We start from the raw sequence: 17,114 nt of genomic DNA on the forward strand, positions 1-17,114 counted from the left end.
TGGCTCCTTAAGGTAACAACCCTTTGACGTCGATCGGCTTGGCTTCGTTTTCCGCTTCGCCCTTCTCTTTTCCGTCGATCGCCATACCAGCCATACGATAGAAGTTGTACTCCGGATATTTACCCGGACCGGAAATCAGCAAGTCTTCTTTCTCATACACCAGATCCTGACGCTTAAACTCACCCAGTTCGAAATCGGGTGTCAGCTGAATCGCGGTGGTTGGGCAAGCCTCTTCACACAGGCCGCAGAAGATGCAGCGTGAGAAGTTGATGCGGAAGAACTCAGGATACCAACGTCCATCCTGCGTCTCGGCTTTCTGCAGCGAGATACAGCCGACAGGACAAGCTACCGCGCACAAGTTACAGGCAACGCAACGCTCTGCGCCGTCCGGATCGCGCGTCAGCACAATACGGCCACGGTAACGCGGCGGCAGATAAACCGGTTCTTCCGGATACATTTGGGTTTCGCGCTTGGCGAAGGCATGCATGCCTATCATCCAGATACTGCGCACTGTCGTGCCGAAGCCAACGACAATATCTTTTAAAGTCATCTCAATGTCCCTTACTGCGCGGTGTACAGAATCACTGCGGCGGTCGCCAGCAGGTTCAATAGCGTCAACGGCAGACACACTTTCCAGCCGAACGACAGCACCTGGTCATAGCGTGGACGCGGCAGCGCAGCACGAATCAGGATAAACATCACCATAAAGAACGCTGTTTTCAGAGCGAACCAGATGAATGGCGGCAGGAACGGGCCGTGCCAGCCACCGAAGAACAGCGTCACGATCAGCGCTGAAACGGTGGTTATCGCCACGTATTCACCGACGAAGAACAGGCCGAACTTCATACCGGCGTATTCGATGTGGTAACCGTCCGCCAGTTCCTGCTCCGCTTCTGGTTGGTCAAACGGATGACGGTGACATACCGCTACGCCCGCGATGCAGAAGGTAAGGAAGCCGAAGAACTGAGGAATGATGTTCCACAGATGCGCCTGGCTTTCGACAATGGCATTCATATTGAACGAGCCGGCTTGCGCCACCACGCCCATCAGTGACAGACCAAGGAACACTTCGTAGCTCAGCGTCTGCGCCGATGCACGCATCGCACCCAACAGTGAGTATTTGTTATTACTCGACCAGCCAGCGAACAGCACCGCATACACCGCCAGGCCCGCCATCATCAGGAAGAACAGCAGACCGATGTTCAGATCGGTGACCATCCAGGTCGGCGAAACTGGCACAATGGCGAAAGCCAGCAGCAGCGATACGAAGGCGATAACCGGTGCCAGCGTAAAGATGAAGCGGTCGGTAAACGGCGGAACCCAGTCCTCTTTAAAGAACATTTTGATCATGTCAGCAGCCAGCTGCAGCGAGCCGCCCCAGCCAACACGGTTTGGTCCATAACGGTTCTGCCACAGGCCGAGCAGACGACGCTCGGCGAAACTCATGAAAGCACCGCAACCGACAACCACCAACAAGATGACCAGCGCTTTGCCGATGTTGATGAGGATTTCAATAACGTCCGGTGTCAGCCAACTCATTGCGCGGCCTCCTGCAGTTTGTCAATGTGCGCACCTGAGAGGAACGGCGGCACGCCCGGCATACCGAGCGGTAAACCAACCTGCCCTGCTTGCAGCGACGCAGAGAAACGTACCGGCAAGCGCAGTGTTTCGCCTGCACACACCAGCTCAACGGAAGCACCGCTATTAACGCCCAGTTTCTCAGCATCAGCCGGGTTGATCACCAGCGTGGCCGGGGACATGCGTTTCTGGAAGGTGGTTGAGCGCTGGGTCATCTCCTCGCTACCAAACAGCTGGTAGTAAGGTGCAACGCGCCACTGGCTGCCTTCAACGAAGCTTTCAGGAATCGCGGTAAACCACGGCAATGAACGATCGCTGGCTTCAAACAGACGCACGCCCGGATCGCCATGACGCAGTTTGCCGCCCACTTCAGCCTGGAACTTGTTCCATGCCTGCGGTGAGTTCCAGCCCGGCGCCCAGGCAAATGGAATCTGCGAACGCGGTGCGCTGGGTTGGTTGTTCCCTTCCATCGAGAAGGCAAACATGGTGTCTTTATCTTGCGGCTGACGCGGTTCATGCACGCTGATGTTGGCGCGCATCGCAGTACGGCCACTGTTGCGGTGCGGTGAACGTGCCAGTTTTTGACCACGGATACGGAAGCTCGCGTCTGGCGCGGCATCCTTAATGCCTTTCAGCTGTGGCAGCGCCGCAACGGTGGCATCAATCACGTGATCCAGCTGAGTCCAGTCGATGTGACGGCTCTCAACCGCGCTGTGCAGCGAACGCAACCAGCGCCAGCTCTCCAGCATCACTACGCTGTCATCGTAATAAGCGGGATCGTAAACCTGGAAGAAGCGCTGCGCGCGGCCTTCGTGGTTGATTGAGGTGCCATCGCTCTCCGCAAAGCTGGCGGTTGAAAGTACCAAACCGGCTTTTTCCAGCGTTGCGGTACGCTGATGATCGACCACAATCACGTTAGCGGTAGTATCGAGCGCCGCATCCACGTTGGCTTTCGGTGCATGACGATAGAGATCGTTTTCCAGCACCACCAGCGCATCGGCTTCGCCTTTGCTCAGCTTTTCCAGCGCGCTGTCCAGCGATTGACCGCCCATCAGGCCGAGGCCAAAGCTGTTCGCCGCACCCGCGAGGAAGGTAATACCGACATCGGCACCGCGCGCTTTCAGGGCTTTTGCCACGTTAGCAGCAGCTTCAATCATCGCGATGCTACCGGAATGGGTACCGGAGATAATCAGCGGTTTTTTTGCACCTGCCAGCGCCTGAACCACCACATCAACTTTGCCGTTGAGTTTGCTGTCGAAGCCGCTGACTGCCGGCGCGCTTTCATCCAGTGCATTGGCAATCGCGAAGCCGAGACGAGCTTGATCTTCCACCGGTGCGCGATAGCTCCACGCAGCGATATCATCCAGGCGGGTTTCGTCGACGTTGGTTACGAACAGCGGATGTTTGGCATGCTGACCGATGTTAAGGATTGCCGCGATCTGCCAGTCAGCCACTTTCTGTGCCGCAGCCATCTCACGCGCTTTACCTTTTACTGCCTGACGTACAGACAACGCCACGCGTGCGCCAACCTGAGTCAAATCTTCACCCAGCACCAGCACCGCATCGTAGCTCTCAATTTCGCGCAGTGATGGCGTGTAGATGCCGCCGTCCTGCAGGACTTTCAGCATCAGCTCAACGCGAGCTTGCTCACCGGCTGGCATACCGGTTGAGAAGTTTTCTGCGCCAACCAGCTCACGCAACGCGAAGTTGCTTTCAATGCTGGCGCGCGGAGAACCGATACCGATCACTTTTTTCGCCCGACGCAACACATCCGCCGCCGCATTCACCGCTTGTTCAGCATTCAGGCTGACCCAATCGTTGCCGCGTTGCTGTACCGGATGACGTGGGCGATCTTTGCGGTTGACGTAGCCGTAACCGAAACGACCGCGATCGCAGAGGAAATAGTGGTTTACGGTGCCGTTATAGCGGTTTTCGATACGACGCAATTCGCCATAGCGTTCGCCCGGGCTGGTGTTACAACCCACGCTGCACTGCTGACAGATGCTTGGTGCGAACTGCATATCCCATTTACGGTTATAGCGTTCGGAGTGCGTTTTATCGGTGAAAACGCCGGTCGGACAGATTTCCACCAGGTTACCGGAGAATTCGCTTTCCAGCGTGCCATCTTCCGGACGACCAAAGTAGACGTTGTCGTGAGCGCCATAAACGCCAAGATCTTTGCCGTCGGCATAATCTTTGTAGTAACGCACGCAGCGATAGCAGGCGATACAGCGGTTCATTTCATGCGAAATGAACGGGCCGAGGTCCTGGTTCTGGTGAGTACGTTTAGTGAAGCGATAACGACGGAAACTGTGTCCGGTCATTACCGTCATATCCTGCAGATGGCAGTTACCGCCCTCTTCGCACACCGGGCAGTCGTGCGGATGGTTGGTCATCAGCCATTCCACCACGCTTTCACGAAACTCTTTCGCTTCGCCATCGTCGATGGAGATAAAGGTGCCGTCCGACGCTGGTGTCATGCAGGACATGACAAGGCGACCGCGGGTATCTTCGGCATTCTGGAATTGCTTCACCGCGCACTGGCGGCAGGCCCCTACGCTTCCCAGCGCCGGATGCCAGCAAAAATAAGGAATATCAAGGCCCAGAGAGAGACACGCCTGTAGCAGGTTGTCCGCTCCGTTCACATCATATTCTTTACCGTCTACATGGATTGTAGCCATAGTGAACATGCTTCCGTAAGGCTCGCCCTAAGACGAGCGTTAAACATCTAATTCTTTCCCCACGCCATGTCGGCATGAGGTGAATTCCGTGTACGGCGGCTGATTACCAGCGCGCTTTCAGCAGGTTGGGCTGAATACCGCCGATGGCTCGGGTATTGCCAAACACCTGCGGCGCAATGCCAGCTTCAAACTCTTCACGGAAATATTTAATCGCGCTCTGCAATGGCTCGACGGCGCCCGGTGCGTGGGCACAGAAGGTTTTACCTGGGCCAAGCTGGCGGCAAAGTTGCTGCAGGGTTTCAATATCACCCGGCTGACCTTTCTTCTGCTCCAGCGCACGCAGGATCTTCACGCTCCATGGCAATCCATCACGGCACGGCGTACACCAGCCACAGGATTCGCGCGCAAAGAACTCTTCCAGATTACGCACCAGCGAAACCATGTTGATTTCGTGATCGACTGCCATCGCCAGCGCAGTACCTAAACGGCTGCCAGCTTTACCAATACTGGCAAATTCCATCGGCAGATCGAGGTGCTGATCGGTGAGGAAGTCAGTTCCTGCGCCGCCTGGCTGCCAGGCTTTGAATTTCAGGCCATCGCGCATGCCACCGGCGTAATCCTCAAGAATTTCACGTGCGGTGGTGCCGAACGGCAATTCCCAGACGCCAGGATTTTTTACGCGGCCAGAAAAGCCCATCATTTTGGTGCCGGTGTCTTCGCTGGTAGAGATGTTTTTGTACCAGTCAACGCCGTTAAGGAAGATGGCAGGCACGTTCGACAGCGTTTCCACGTTGTTCACGCAGGTCGGCTTGCCCCACACGCCGGCACTCGCCGGGAATGGCGGCTTAGAGCGCGGATTAGCACGACGTCCTTCCAGCGAGTTAATCAGTGCTGTCTCTTCACCGCAGATATAACGACCTGCGCCGGTGTGGACGATCAGCTCGAAATCAAAACCGGTACCAAGAATATTTTTGCCGAGATAGCCCGCTTCGGTGGCTTCAGCAATCGCGCGACGCAGATTAACGGCCGCTTCGATGTACTCACCACGTAAGAAGATGTAGCCACGATAGGCTTTCAGCGCGAACGCACTGATCAGCATGCCTTCCACCAGCTGGTGCGGCAGTTGCTCCATCAGCAAGCGGTCTTTGTACGTGCCCGGCTCCATTTCATCGGCATTACACAGCAGGTAACGGATGTTCATGGATTCGTCTTTCGGCATCAGGCTCCACTTCAGGCCGGTGTTAAAGCCTGCACCACCGCGGCCTTTCAGGCCGGAGTCTTTTACCGCCGCGACGATTTCGTCCTGGCTGAAATCTTTCAACGCTTTTTCTGCGCCGACATAACCGTTTTTACTGCGATATTCTTCGATCCAGATCGGCTGCTTGTCGTCACGGAGACGCCAGGTCAGTGGATGGGTTTCGGCAGTACGAATGATCTGTTTAATGGTCATTGATACTGCTCCAGCAAGTTGGCGATGCCTTCAGGCGTCAGATGAACGTGGGTATCTTCATCCACCATCATGGTTGGCCCTTTATCGCAGTTACCCAGGCAGCAAGTTGGCAGCAACGTAAAGCGTCCATCCGCCGTAGTCTGGCCCGGCTTGATGTTCAGATTTTGCTCCAGCGCATCCTGAATCCCCTGATAACCCGTGATGTGGCACACCACGCTGTCACAGTAGCGAATAACGTGACGGCCAACCGGCGTACGGTAGATTTGGCTATAGAAAGTCGCTACGCCTTCAACATCACTGGCTGGAATCCCCAGAACATCTGCGATGGCGTTAATCGCGCCGTCCGGCACCCAGCCACGCTGTTTCTGCACGATCTTCAACGCTTCGATCGAAGCGGCGCGTGCATCTTCGTAATGGTGTTTCTCGTGCTCGATAGCGTGGTGCTCGGCCTCGCTCAGCACGAAGACCTCAGTAGGGTCAATGGTGTGAATAGCAATTTTTTGATCGTGCATAATTAGCGGTCCACGTCTGACATAACAAAATCGATACTACCGAGGTAAACGATCAAGTCGGATACCAGGCTGCCGCGGATCACCGATGGGATCTGCTGCAGATGCGGGAAGCTCGGCGTACGCACGCGGGTGCGATAGCTCATGGTGCTGCCATCGCTGGTCAGGTAGTAACTGTTGATCCCTTTGGTCGCCTCAATCATCTGGAAGGATTCGTTGGCCGGCATGATTGGGCCCCACGAAACCTGCAGGAAGTGAGTGATCAGGGTTTCAATGTGCTGCAGCGTGCGCTCTTTCGGCGGCGGCGTTGTCAGCGGATGGTCCGCTTTGAACGGGCCTTCAGGCATGTTGTTCAGGCACTGTTCCAGAATGCGCAGTGACTGCCACATCTCTTCCATTTTCAGCTGCACGCGGGTGTACGCATCACTGATGCCAGCGCCAACCGGAATTTCGAAATCGAAGTTTTCGTAACCTGAATATGGACGCCATTTGCGCACGTCAAAATCTAAACCAGTGGCGCGCAGACCTGCGCCGGTGGTGCCCCACGCCAGTGCTTCATCCATGTTGTACGCCGCAACGCCTTGCGAACGGCCCATCAACACGGTATTGCGCAGTGCGGCTTTGTCGTACTCTTTCAGACGCTTCGGCATCCAGTCGAGGAAGTCGCGCAGCAGACGTTCCCAACCTTTCGGCAGGTCATGCGCGACGCCGCCGATGCGGAACCACGCCGGGTGCATACGGAAACCGGTAATCGCTTCCACCACATCATAAATTTTCTGACGATCGGTAAAGGCGAAGAACACCGGCGTCATCGCGCCGACGTCCTGAATAAAGGTGGAGATATAGAGCAGATGGCTGTTGATGCGGAACAGTTCAGACAGCATCACGCGGATCACATTGACGCGATCCGGCACGGTAATGCCCGCCAGTTTTTCCACCGCCAGCACGTACGGCATTTCGTTCACGCAGCCGCCGAGGTACTCGATACGGTCGGTGTACGGAATGTAGCTGTGCCAGGATTGGCGCTCGCCCATCTTCTCCGCGCCACGATGGTGGTAGCCGACATCGGGAACGCAATCGACGATTTCTTCACCATCTAACTGCAGAATGATGCGGAAAGCACCGTGCGCAGAGGGGTGGTTCGGACCGAGGTTGAGGAACATGAAGTCCTCATTAGTGGTGCTGCGCTTCATGCCCCAATCTTCAGGCTTGAAGGTCAGCGCCTCCATCTCCAGATCTTCTTTCTGCTTGGTCAGCTCGAAGGGATCGAACTCGGTAGCGCGCGCCGGATAATCTTTACGCAGTGGATGGCCTTCCCACGTCTGCGGCATCATGATGCGCGTCAGGTGCGGGTGACCATTGAAAGTGATGCCAAACATCTCCCAGGTTTCGCGCTCATACCAGTTGGCGTTAGCGAAAATTTTGGTGATGGTTGGCACATTCAGATCGTTTTCAGATAAAGCGACCTTGAGCATGATGTCGCGGTTGCGTTCAATGGAAAGCAGGTGATAGAAAACGGAAAAATCCGCGGCGGGCAAACCGGCGCGGTTAGTGCGTAAACGCTCATCAAAACCGTGTAAGTCATACAGCATGACATAGGGCTTTGGCAGCTTGCGCAGGAATTCAACGATTTCTAATAGCTGTTCACGCTTCACCCAGACAACCGGAATCCCGGTGCGGGTAGCCTGAACGGTAAAGGCATCCGGCCCAAAACGGTTACGCAGCTCGCCGACCACTGGGTCATCCAGGTGATCGCGGGTTTGCCATGAAGGCTGAGCGAGATCTTGCGTGGTTAAATCAGTCATACGTTACTCACCATTCCGGCCTGTAATCAGGCGCTCAAAAGAAGGCGTCAGGATGGCGGCGCACATTAAATTGTGATGTTTTGCTGTGGCCGTGGCTCCATCCGTGTACGGGAAGCTTAAACTTCGTCTGGCGATCTCAGGTTGGTGACGGCAATACGCTCGCCACGCTTTCTTTCACGCTCTGGCTGCATATTGGCGCGATAAACACCCTGATCACCAACCACCCAAGACAGTGGACGACGCTCTTTGCCAATCGACTCGCGCAGCAGCAGCAATGCCTGCATATACGCTTCTGGACGCGGCGGGCAGCCAGGAATGTACACGTCAACCGGCAGGAATTTATCCACCCCCTGCACCACCGAGTAGATGTCATACATGCCACCCGAGTTAGCGCATGCGCCCATGGAAATCACCCATTTCGGCTCCAGCATTTGGTCATATAGACGCTGAATAACCGGCGCCATTTTGGTAAATGGCGTACCGGCGATCACCATGAAGTCAGCCTGACGTGGCGAGGCGCGCATAACTTCGGCGCCAAATCGTGCCACGTCATGCACTGCGGTGAAGGATGTGGTCATTTCCACGTAGCAACAGGAAAGGCCGAAGTTATACGGCCAGAGTGAGTTTTTACGACCCCAGTTCACCATGTCATGCAGGGCGTGCTCGAGCTTGCCCATGTAGACGCTGCGGTGAACGTGTTGCTCCAGCGGATCGGTAACCGTTTCCTGTTTCTGCAGAGGATAACGATCGTTGTCGCCGCCCCCGTTCGGGTCTACGCGTGTCAGCGTGTAGTCCATCTTATTGCCTCGCTTTTACTGCTTATGAGGGTTGGTGTGGCTGTGACTGACCGGGACAGATTTGACCACTACGCGACGACGCGCAGGAGCCCAATCCAGCGCACCGATGCGCACCAGATAAACCAGGCCTGCCAAGAGCACCAAAATGAAAATTGCGGCTTCGACAAAGCCGACCCAACCGCTTTCGCGGATGGAAGTCGACCATGCGTATAAATAGAGGGCTTCGACGTCGAATATGACGAAGAACATCGCAACCAGATAGAATTTTGCAGAGAGGCGAATATGAGTGTCACCGACCGACTCAATACCCGATTCGAACGGGGTGTCCTTGTGTCGCGCACGCGCACGACCACCTAACAACCAGCCCCCGGTCAACATAAAGGCACACAGGCCGAATGCGATAACGATAAAAACAATAAATGCCCAGTGATGAGCGATCACTTCTGTAGTTGTCGACATACTCTTTGCTTACTCATCAAAAGTGGTGATGGCATCCTGCGCTGTTGCAGCAAACACACCACATCGATTCAAGGGAAGGATAAAAAACCTTATAAATTTTGCTGTCATTAGCAATAAAGCAGCAATTTTATAGGGGTTTTTACTCCTTTCTATAACCTTTTGTCAACTTTGACAAAAGTATCCAAACATTATTTTACAGCTGCATCATATTATTAACATTCAACCCTCTGAGCGCCAGCTAAATCGCTTCAGTTTGTGAGGTTAATTTTAGTGTAGCGGGTATTCACATGCGTGGATCGTGCATTTAACAATCATATTTTGACAGGTCTCGCCCGAGATTCCCCCCCCTTATCAGGGGTATTTTTTTGATCTAAAGCACATAACTGGGTTTTATGCTGCAAAAAACAGCGGAGTGGACGGGCAATTGCCCTGGGAAAGTTGGCACGAATTGATAAAATCATTCCATGTGGAGCAAAAATAGAACACATTTCATTTTTAAGATGTTGAGTGAAATCTTTTTCTGGAAATCGCTCTAAAAAGGACGTGTTAAAAGGCATAAAAAAAGCCTTAGCGGATAATTATCCAGCTAAGGCTTATTTTTATCGGTTTTAACAATTAACCGGTATTCCAATTGAGAGGAATTACCAGTAACTGCAACCCTTACTCTTCATCATCCAGTAACAAGGTACCGTCTGGATTAGCACTCAGATTATAAGGATCGTTGGTGGACTGCATGGCATTGAAGATCGCCAGCGCCAGTTCGTTATCGCTGTCTGGATTACGGCACAGCAGATACTGGGTGTCAGGCAATACTGGCAAACCTTCTGCCGCGCCCATCACGCGCAGTTCTGGACTCATCATCTCAACAGGACGCGCTGTCACACCCAAACCGGCTTTAACCGCTGCACGGACGGCAGCCAGCGTTGAGGCAACATACGAGATGCGCCACGGAATGCCAGCCTCGTTGAGGTGATCAATGGCCATATCGCGATACGGACTTGGCTCATCCAACAGAACCAAAGGAATGGCCTCTCCACGCTGGAAGATATAATCTGCCGCGCAGTACCACAACGTTGGTGAAGTACGCAGTACCTGATAAGTAAAGTTTCCTGGGCTGGACGTGGTCACAACCAGATCGACTTCACCTTGATTAAGCATTTCCATCATGAACGGGTTGCGCTTAACACGCACATCAATGGCCAGCTTCGGATAGACCGACGTTACGCGGTTAAGCAGGAACGGCAGAATGGTATCTGAGGTATCATCTGAAGCGCCGATGGTCAGAACGCCCTGAATGTTGCTGTACATTAAAGAGGTGCAAGCTTCGTCATTAAAACGAAGGATTTTCCTGGCGTAACCCAGCAGTTGAATGCCATGCTCCGTCAGCAATTTATTACGTCCATGTCTGGCAAACAGCTCTTTACCTACCAATTGTTCCAGACGTTGCATCTGCTGGCTCACTGCGGACTGCGTTCTGCACACGGCGGCAGCGGCGGCTGCGAAAGTGTTCAGATCGGCAACGGCAACAAATGTACGCAGCAGATCGAGGTCGAGATTCAGTATCGGACGATTTGCATTAGTCATGTTTTTTCTTCACTTATAAGATTTTTTAAAACTACTACCCTGGTGTATTACCCGACTTATCAAAGAGATAAGAGGCAATGGTGCTTAATGACAGCCCTGTGTGGAGCTGCCATGAAAAAAATTTGTCAGGCGGATGCCGACGATCGCACCACTCTGAGATCAGAGCAGCGTCGTCATTATAGACAGCAGAACTTCTGGGCCGAAAACGTAAGTCGTACAGGTGCTGGAAGCTGCGTAGTTGTCTATGTATCCCGCACAAAGTCCCTGCGGGTTAAAAAGAAATAACATCATGTTATGTAGATGCGAAGCGATAAAGTGCATCAAATAATAAATTATACTTAATCATTTTTACGCTATAAATGGAAATGTTTTTATTCAAAACATCGCAATTTTTGACCAAAAGTCTTTTCGCACACATCCTGCCATAATGCTGCTCTTTTTTTAACCCCTCCAGGTTCTGAATCTCAAACACTTACGTTAAAGATACAGCGCAAATGCTATTTTACGCGTGTTTTACACTGAGTTGCAGCTGATGGTGGTGCTTAATTCTGCCAATAAAAAGTGTATGAGAATGAACTCTATTTTGTGACGCCAAACAGTGCTTAATCATTACCAGACAATTTTTCGCCATCCAACAAGATTCATTTAACTATTTCGTCTGGTCGCTAATGTTTTTTTAAGCCAGTTTTGACTGAAAAATTTCTGAATAGTCTCGGATGTCGATGGAAGAAGGCATTTACACGTCAGGCACACCTTACCAGCGTTTAATATTAACATTCTTCACATTTGTGGACTAATGAACCAGATTAATCGATTTCCAATGACTTTTACGCCACGTGAAAGGGGAAAAAATGGCAAACACGCCAAAACCAAGCGCTGCCCTTCTTTTGTTAAGGTGAGAAGAGTAAATTGGGCGAGTTTGATTTTTGGTGGCAGGTTAAAGGACTCTGCCCATAAAGGCGGTAACAATGAATTTTCAAATTGATAAATCCGGCAAGCTGGAAAATGTCTGTTATGACATCCGTGGCCCGGTACTGAAAGAAGCTAAACGTCTCGAAGAAGAAGGCAACAAAGTTCTCAAGCTGAACATCGGCAACCCTGCCCCGTTTGGTTTCGAAGCACCTGATGAAATTCTGGTCGATGTCATTCGCAATCTGCCGAGCTCGCAGGGTTATTGCGATTCAAAGGGGCTGTATTCGGCGCGTAAAGCGATCATGCAGCATTACCAGGCGCGTGACATGCGCGATGTCACTGTCGAAGACATCTATATAGGTAACGGCGTATCCGAACTGATTGTGCAAGCGATGCAGGCATTGCTCAACAGCGGTGATGAAATGCTGGTGCCTGCGCCGGATTATCCGCTGTGGACCGCTGCCGTTTCGCTGTCGAGCGGTAAAGCGGTGCATTATTTGTGTGATGAATCAGCAGGTTGGTTCCCTGACCTGGATGATATTCGCAGCAAGATTACCCCGCGCACGCGTGGCATTGTCATCATTAACCCGAATAACCCGACCGGCGCGGTTTACAGCAAAGAGTTGTTGCTTGAGATTGTTGAAATTGCGCGCCAGCACAATCTGATTATTTTCGCCGATGAAATCTACGACAAGATTCTCTACGACGAAGCACAACATCATTCGATTGCTGCGCTGGCACCCGATCTGCTGACGGTGACCTTCAACGGCTTGTCCAAAACCTATCGCGTGGCGGGTTTCCGTCAGGGCTGGATGGTTTTAAATGGTCCGAAGAAACACGCCAAAGGTTACATTGAAGGGCTGGAGATGCTGGCGTCGATGCGCCTGTGTGCCAACGTTCCTGCACAACACGCGATTCAGACCGCATTGGGTGGTTATCAAAGCATTAGTGAATTTATCGCGCCCGGCGGACGTTTGTATGAACAGCGCCAGCGTGCATGGGAATTGATTAACGATATTCCTGGCGTCAGCTGTGTGAAGCCGCAAGGTGCGCTCTATATGTTCCCGCGTATTGACGCCAAGAAATTCAACATTTTCGACGATCAGAAGATGGTGCTGGATTTCCTGTTGCAGGAAAAAGTGCTGCTGGTACAGGGCACCGCGTTCAACTGGCCGTGGCCGGATCACGTACGCATCGTTACGCTGCCGCGCGTGGACGATTTGGAAATGGCCGTCAGCAAGTTTGGTCGTTTCTTACAAGGGTATCGCCAGTAAATTGTGACGCGTATACTGTTCGCATTTCGGGGAAAAGATATCTTCCCCGCCGTGCGAACAGGAACCGTCCATGACTCGTAGCCATTTTTTCGCCCACCTCTCCCGTCTCAAACTGATTAACCGCTGGCCATTAATGCGCAATGTGCGCACTGAAAACGTTTCCGAGCATAGTCTGCAGGTGGCGATGGTTGCTCACGCGCTCGCCATCATCAAAAACAAAAAGTTTAACGGCAACCTCAACGCCGAGCGCATTGCCATGCTAGCGCTGTATCATGATGCCAGCGAAGTATTGACCGGGGATTTACCGACGCCGGTGAAGTACTACAACGCGCAAATTGCGCACGAATATAAAAAGATCGAGAAAATTGCCCAGCAGAAACTCATCGATATGCTGCCGCCCGAACTGCAGGACGCTTATCGGCCGCTGATAGATGAACACATGCATAGCGAAAGTGAACAATCCGTGGTTAAGCAAGCGGATGCACTTTGCGCCTATGTGAAGTGTCTGGAAGAGTTGTCGGCGGGTAATAACGAGTTTTTGCTGGCCAAAGCGCGCCTGGAGAAAACCCTGACGCAGCGGCGCTCGCCGGAAATGGATTATTTTGTTGAGGTGTTTATTCCCAGCTTTAGCCTGTCGCTGGATGAAATCTCACAGGATACGCCGCTGTAAAAAAACGGGCCGCAGCGGCCCGTTTTTTTATGCGGTGATAGAAAGGGTAAATTCACCGCTATCTTCTTTAGCGACATTTACCGGTTCAAGCGAAGCGACGCGGAAGGTGACTTCATCAATGCGCGGCGCATCGGCTGGCGCATTGATGGCGATCACCGCACTGCCCGCATCCAATCCTGAAATGATGCCCGCTGGCGCATCCTCAACCACCACGCATTGCGTCGCTGAAAGCCCCAAACGCTCGGCGCCCAGCAAATAAGGCTCGGGATTCGGCTTACCGTGCTTGATGTTCTCCGCAGTGATGAACACCTCTGGCATAGGTAGATTGGCGGCTTTATGGCGCGCATGGGCAACAGGGATCGAACCCGATGTGACAATCGCCCATGGGATCTGCAACTCGTTCAACGTTGAAAGTAACGCTAATGCGCCCGGAATCGCCTGTACGCCATGCGTGTCTTCCGCTTCGAGGCGTTCAAGCCAGAGAAATTCCGCCTGAATCGCCTCTTCAGATTGTCCCGCCATGAAATGGCGCAGCGAGTTGATCGCAGGCTTCCCATGGATATAGCTCAGGACCTCTTCCGCAGACAAACCATGGCGCTCACCCCACAATGACCATGCGCGAATCACAGCAGGCAGTGAATCCACCAGCGTACCGTCTAAATCAAACAGAAAACCCCTGTACTTCACGCGTCGCTCCTTATTCAGGCATTGATAATCTGCGCGATCTCATTCGCGCTGAGATGATATTGACGCGGACAAGTGTGCCACACCGTAAGCATGCGTTGGTATTTTTCCCACATCGGCGTTTGGGCATTGAAGCCGTGTGTGCCGGAATCAAAATGGGTATAGCGCCCTTCTACGTTCACCATAAAACGCACGTAGCCGAGATAACGCGCTTCGGTGGCCGCATCAAAGCCGAGAAACGCCAGGCGACGCTCATCAATCGCGCTGCCATCTTTGAGGTTCGACCACGAAACATGCAGCGCATGATGCATTTCCATAATATCGATCAGTAAGCGACAGGTCGCTTCGGTTAGCTCGCCGAATTCCTTATCGAGCTCGCGTAACTGCAAGCCATAGCCGCGTTCAATAATGGTTTGATAACGACGATAGCGCTCGGCGTTATCGGGTTCCAGCATGGCCATCATTTTGTATTGATTGGAGAGGATCAATCGTTGTGCGTGGGTCATTTCCATGGTTTGCTCCCGGGCCAGGCGGCCGCTTAAGATTTAAACAATGAAGAAATGATTACACAAGGAGAGTGATGCGTGTATGTCCGCACCACTTTTCTTTGATTTGAACCGGGATTTGGCTCAAATTCTCTGGCAGGTAAAAGCGTCCGCGGATCAAAGATCGTCGAGGAAAGTGCGATCAAGCTGTTTAAACGCGCGCTTCAACACATCGGCGAGCGACTGATATGTCGGCTTACCGTCAACGGGTGCAATCGCCTGCCCCGCTTCTTGCAGTTTGGTACGCACTTCATGGAACCACTGCAGCAGCGTCGGCGGCAACGGCGTTACCGAACGTTTACCTAACCACCATAATCCTTGCATCGGCAGGCTGCAGGCAAACAGCGCGGTGGCAATTGCTGGACCAAGTTGTCCCCCCATCGCGATTTGCCATGTCAAGGTGAAAATCGCCAGCGGCGGCATAAAGCGAATGGCAAAACGCGTTGCATTCACCACGCGATTTTCAGGAAATACCGGCGCCAGGCGCTTGTCTGCAGGCCAGGTCTTCATGTATCGCTGTCCGCGCTGGAACAAGCCGAACCAGCCGGGTTTGTCTGTCTCATTCGCCATGATAGACCTCAACTAAATCTGTAATATTTAAAATAAACCGATAACTACACAACTTTACGTGACATCCTTCAAAAGTTTTTGTCTTTGCGGGTGACAGTGAGTATTCTGACGCCGTTTGAGTAACATTACCGGAAGCTTTAGCTCAATAAAAGAGCGGCCAGAGCCATGTTTCGCTAAGTGCTTATCAAAAATAAGCGTAAAATCACCAAAATTTTTTGCATGTCACTGAATTTTTGACTAGCACATGATGTTTATCATTAACCTACCAGCTTTCATGGGCTACGCTGTTAGTCTGATTGCGTTTTTTTTAGCCACTATTTAACAAAAATAGGTACTTCCATGTCGACGAAGTTAGTTCTGGTTCTGAACTGCGGCAGTTCTTCACTTAAGTTTGCCATCCTTAACCCTGTTACCGGCGACGAATACCTCTCCGGTTTGGCTGAATGTTTCCATTTACCGGAAGCACGTATTAAGTGGAAACTGGACGGCAGCAAACAAGAAGCTCAGCTTGGCGCGGGTGCGGCACACAGCGAAGCACTGAATTTCATGGTCAAAACTATTCTGGCACAAAAACCAGAGCTTTCGGCACAAATCGCTGCAATCGGCCATCGAATTGTTCACGGCGGCGAGCAGCTGACCAAATCGGTCATCATCGACGAATCTGTTATTCAGGGCATCAAAGACGCCTCTTCTTTTGCGCCGCTGCACAATCCTGCGCATCTGATCGGTATAGATGAAGCGCTGAAAAACTTCCCACATCTTTCTGATAAAAATGTCGCGGTTTTTGACACCGCATTCCATCAGACAATGCCGGAAGAGTCCTATCTCTATGCTCTGCCGTACAAATTGTATAAAGAGCACGGCGTTCGTCGCTACGGCGCACACGGCACCAGCCACTACTATGTGACGCAGGAAGCCGCGAAAATGCTGAACAAACCCGTTAGCGAACTGAACGTCATCACCTGCCACTTGGGTAATGGCGGTTCCGTTTCTGCTATTCGCAATGGTCAGTGTGTTGATACTTCCATGGGCCTGACGCCATTGGAAGGTTTGGTGATGGGCACGCGCAGCGGCGACATCGATCCTGCGATTATCTTCTTCCTGCATGATGCCCTGGGCATGAGCGTTGATGCCATCAATAAGTTGCTGACCAAAGAGTCTGGCCTGTTAGGTCTGACCGAAGTCACCAGCGACTGCCGCTATGTGGAAGACAACTACAGCACCAAAGAAGATGCTAAGCGTGCGATGGATGTGTTCTGCCACCGCCTGGCGAAATACATCGGCAGCTACACTGCGCTGATGGAAGGCCGTCTGGACGCCGTGGTCTTCACCGGTGGTATCGGTGAAAACGCGGCGATGGTGCGCGAGCTGGCGCTGCAGAAACTGGGTCTGCTCGACTTCGAAGTCGATCACGAGCGCAACCTGGCAGCACGCTTCGGCAAATCGGGTTTCATCAACAAAGAAGGCACGCGCGCAGCCGTGGTGATCCCAACCAACGAAGAGTTGGTGATTGCTCAAGACGCCGCGCGTCTCACCGCTTAAAAACACTTCTCTCCGTCAGCTTAGGCTGACGGAGTTGTTTTAGACAGTCTGCAA

General features: G+C 52.5%; 15 protein-coding genes. 3 read left to right on the plus strand and 12 right to left on the minus strand.

Annotated features, from left to right (window positions below; genetic code table 11):
• Positions 1 to 7: 7 nt before the first annotated feature.
• The 9 genes from nuoI to lrhA all read right to left on the minus strand — a co-directional run bounded on the left by nuoI (position 8) and on the right by lrhA (position 10,863).
• Complete coding sequence (gene nuoI, locus ACVLVH_RS07705; protein ID WP_007889332.1) at positions 8 to 550, minus strand: NADH-quinone oxidoreductase subunit NuoI; 543 nt, start codon at positions 548 to 550, stop codon at positions 8 to 10.
• A gap of 11 nt (positions 551 to 561) precedes the next feature.
• Positions 562 to 1,539: an NADH-quinone oxidoreductase subunit NuoH gene (gene nuoH / locus ACVLVH_RS07710; protein WP_008105140.1), complete on the minus strand. Its 978-nt coding sequence runs from the start codon at positions 1,537 to 1,539 to the stop codon at positions 562 to 564.
• The gene (gene nuoG / locus ACVLVH_RS07715) at positions 1,536 to 4,259 is read right to left on the minus strand and encodes an NADH-quinone oxidoreductase subunit NuoG (protein ID WP_498949148.1); all 2,724 of its coding nucleotides are present in this window, start codon (positions 4,257 to 4,259) and stop codon (positions 1,536 to 1,538) included. The genes nuoH and nuoG overlap by 4 nt, the downstream gene beginning before the upstream one ends.
• 103 nt (positions 4,260 to 4,362) lie before the next feature.
• Positions 4,363 to 5,703: an NADH-quinone oxidoreductase subunit NuoF gene (gene nuoF, locus ACVLVH_RS07720; protein WP_498949266.1), complete on the minus strand. Its 1,341-nt coding sequence runs from the start codon at positions 5,701 to 5,703 to the stop codon at positions 4,363 to 4,365.
• Positions 5,704 to 5,705: 2 nt separating this feature from the next.
• Positions 5,706 to 6,221, minus strand: coding sequence for an NADH-quinone oxidoreductase subunit NuoE (gene nuoE, locus ACVLVH_RS07725; RefSeq protein ID WP_101763655.1), 516 nt, complete (start codon positions 6,219 to 6,221; stop codon positions 5,706 to 5,708).
• Between the two features lie 2 nt (positions 6,222 to 6,223).
• Positions 6,224 to 8,023, minus strand: a complete 1,800-nt coding sequence (nuoC, locus tag ACVLVH_RS07730) for an NADH-quinone oxidoreductase subunit C/D (RefSeq protein ID WP_008105149.1) — start codon at positions 8,021 to 8,023, stop codon at positions 6,224 to 6,226.
• Positions 8,024 to 8,139: 116 nt separating this feature from the next.
• Positions 8,140 to 8,820, minus strand: a complete 681-nt coding sequence (locus ACVLVH_RS07735) for a NuoB/complex I 20 kDa subunit family protein (RefSeq protein ID WP_008105151.1) — start codon at positions 8,818 to 8,820, stop codon at positions 8,140 to 8,142.
• Positions 8,821 to 8,835: 15 nt separating this feature from the next.
• Positions 8,836 to 9,279 (minus strand): NADH-quinone oxidoreductase subunit A, encoded by a 444-nt coding sequence (locus ACVLVH_RS07740; RefSeq protein WP_007889316.1) that lies wholly within the window; start codon positions 9,277 to 9,279, stop codon positions 8,836 to 8,838.
• A 660-nt stretch (positions 9,280 to 9,939) separates the two neighbouring features.
• Positions 9,940 to 10,863: a transcriptional regulator LrhA gene (lrhA, locus tag ACVLVH_RS07745; RefSeq protein ID WP_021509211.1), complete on the minus strand. Its 924-nt coding sequence runs from the start codon at positions 10,861 to 10,863 to the stop codon at positions 9,940 to 9,942.
• A gap of 968 nt (positions 10,864 to 11,831) precedes the next feature.
• Between lrhA and ACVLVH_RS07750 the strand changes: the two genes are divergently transcribed.
• Both ACVLVH_RS07750 and yfbR read left to right on the plus strand, forming a co-directional pair.
• The gene (locus ACVLVH_RS07750) at positions 11,832 to 13,049 is read left to right on the plus strand and encodes a pyridoxal phosphate-dependent aminotransferase (protein ID WP_008105154.1); all 1,218 of its coding nucleotides are present in this window, start codon (positions 11,832 to 11,834) and stop codon (positions 13,047 to 13,049) included.
• Between the two features lie 70 nt (positions 13,050 to 13,119).
• Entirely contained in the window at positions 13,120 to 13,719 is a 600-nt protein-coding gene (yfbR, locus tag ACVLVH_RS07755; protein WP_110866568.1) for a 5'-deoxynucleotidase, read from the plus strand.
• Positions 13,720 to 13,746: 27 nt separating this feature from the next.
• Here the strand turns inward: yfbR and ACVLVH_RS07760 are convergent, their stop codons facing one another.
• The 3 genes from ACVLVH_RS07760 to yfbV all read right to left on the minus strand — a co-directional run bounded on the left by ACVLVH_RS07760 (position 13,747) and on the right by yfbV (position 15,518).
• Positions 13,747 to 14,406, minus strand: a complete 660-nt coding sequence (locus ACVLVH_RS07760; protein ID WP_192411472.1) for a sugar phosphatase — start codon at positions 14,404 to 14,406, stop codon at positions 13,747 to 13,749.
• Positions 14,407 to 14,420: 14 nt separating this feature from the next.
• Entirely contained in the window at positions 14,421 to 14,915 is a 495-nt protein-coding gene (locus ACVLVH_RS07765) for a YfbU family protein (RefSeq protein WP_008105160.1), read from the minus strand.
• Positions 14,916 to 15,065: 150 nt separating this feature from the next.
• The gene (gene yfbV / locus ACVLVH_RS07770; RefSeq protein WP_101763650.1) at positions 15,066 to 15,518 is read right to left on the minus strand and encodes a terminus macrodomain insulation protein YfbV; all 453 of its coding nucleotides are present in this window, start codon (positions 15,516 to 15,518) and stop codon (positions 15,066 to 15,068) included.
• A gap of 339 nt (positions 15,519 to 15,857) precedes the next feature.
• Here yfbV and ackA point away from each other — a divergent pair, with 339 nt between their 5' ends.
• Entirely contained in the window at positions 15,858 to 17,060 is a 1,203-nt protein-coding gene (gene ackA / locus ACVLVH_RS07775; protein ID WP_192411471.1) for an acetate kinase, read from the plus strand.
• Positions 17,061 to 17,114: the final 54 nt, after the last annotated feature.

This window comes from Kluyvera sp. 1366, from assembly GCF_054823405.1.

Coding starts and splice junctions, on each gene's coding strand:
- nuoI (WP_007889332.1), bottom strand. CDS start 550: ATGACTTTAAAAGATATTGTCGTTGGCTTCGGCACGACAGTGCGCAGT.
- nuoH (WP_008105140.1), bottom strand. CDS start 1,539: ATGAGTTGGCTGACACCGGACGTTATTGAAATCCTCATCAACATCGGC.
- nuoG (WP_498949148.1), bottom strand. CDS start 4,259: ATGGCTACAATCCATGTAGACGGTAAAGAATATGATGTGAACGGAGCG.
- nuoE (WP_101763655.1), bottom strand. CDS start 6,221: ATGCACGATCAAAAAATTGCTATTCACACCATTGACCCTACTGAGGTC.
- nuoC (WP_008105149.1), bottom strand. CDS start 8,023: ATGACTGATTTAACCACGCAAGATCTCGCTCAGCCTTCATGGCAAACC.
- ACVLVH_RS07735 (WP_008105151.1), bottom strand. CDS start 8,820: ATGGACTACACGCTGACACGCGTAGACCCGAACGGGGGCGGCGACAAC.
- ACVLVH_RS07740 (WP_007889316.1), bottom strand. CDS start 9,279: ATGTCGACAACTACAGAAGTGATCGCTCATCACTGGGCATTTATTGTT.
- lrhA (WP_021509211.1), bottom strand. CDS start 10,863: ATGACTAATGCAAATCGTCCGATACTGAATCTCGACCTCGATCTGCTG.
- ACVLVH_RS07750 (WP_008105154.1), top strand. CDS start 11,832: ATGAATTTTCAAATTGATAAATCCGGCAAGCTGGAAAATGTCTGTTAT.
- yfbR (WP_110866568.1), top strand. CDS start 13,120: ATGACTCGTAGCCATTTTTTCGCCCACCTCTCCCGTCTCAAACTGATT.
- ACVLVH_RS07765 (WP_008105160.1), bottom strand. CDS start 14,915: ATGGAAATGACCCACGCACAACGATTGATCCTCTCCAATCAATACAAA.
- yfbV (WP_101763650.1), bottom strand. CDS start 15,518: ATGGCGAATGAGACAGACAAACCCGGCTGGTTCGGCTTGTTCCAGCGC.
- ackA (WP_192411471.1), top strand. CDS start 15,858: ATGTCGACGAAGTTAGTTCTGGTTCTGAACTGCGGCAGTTCTTCACTT.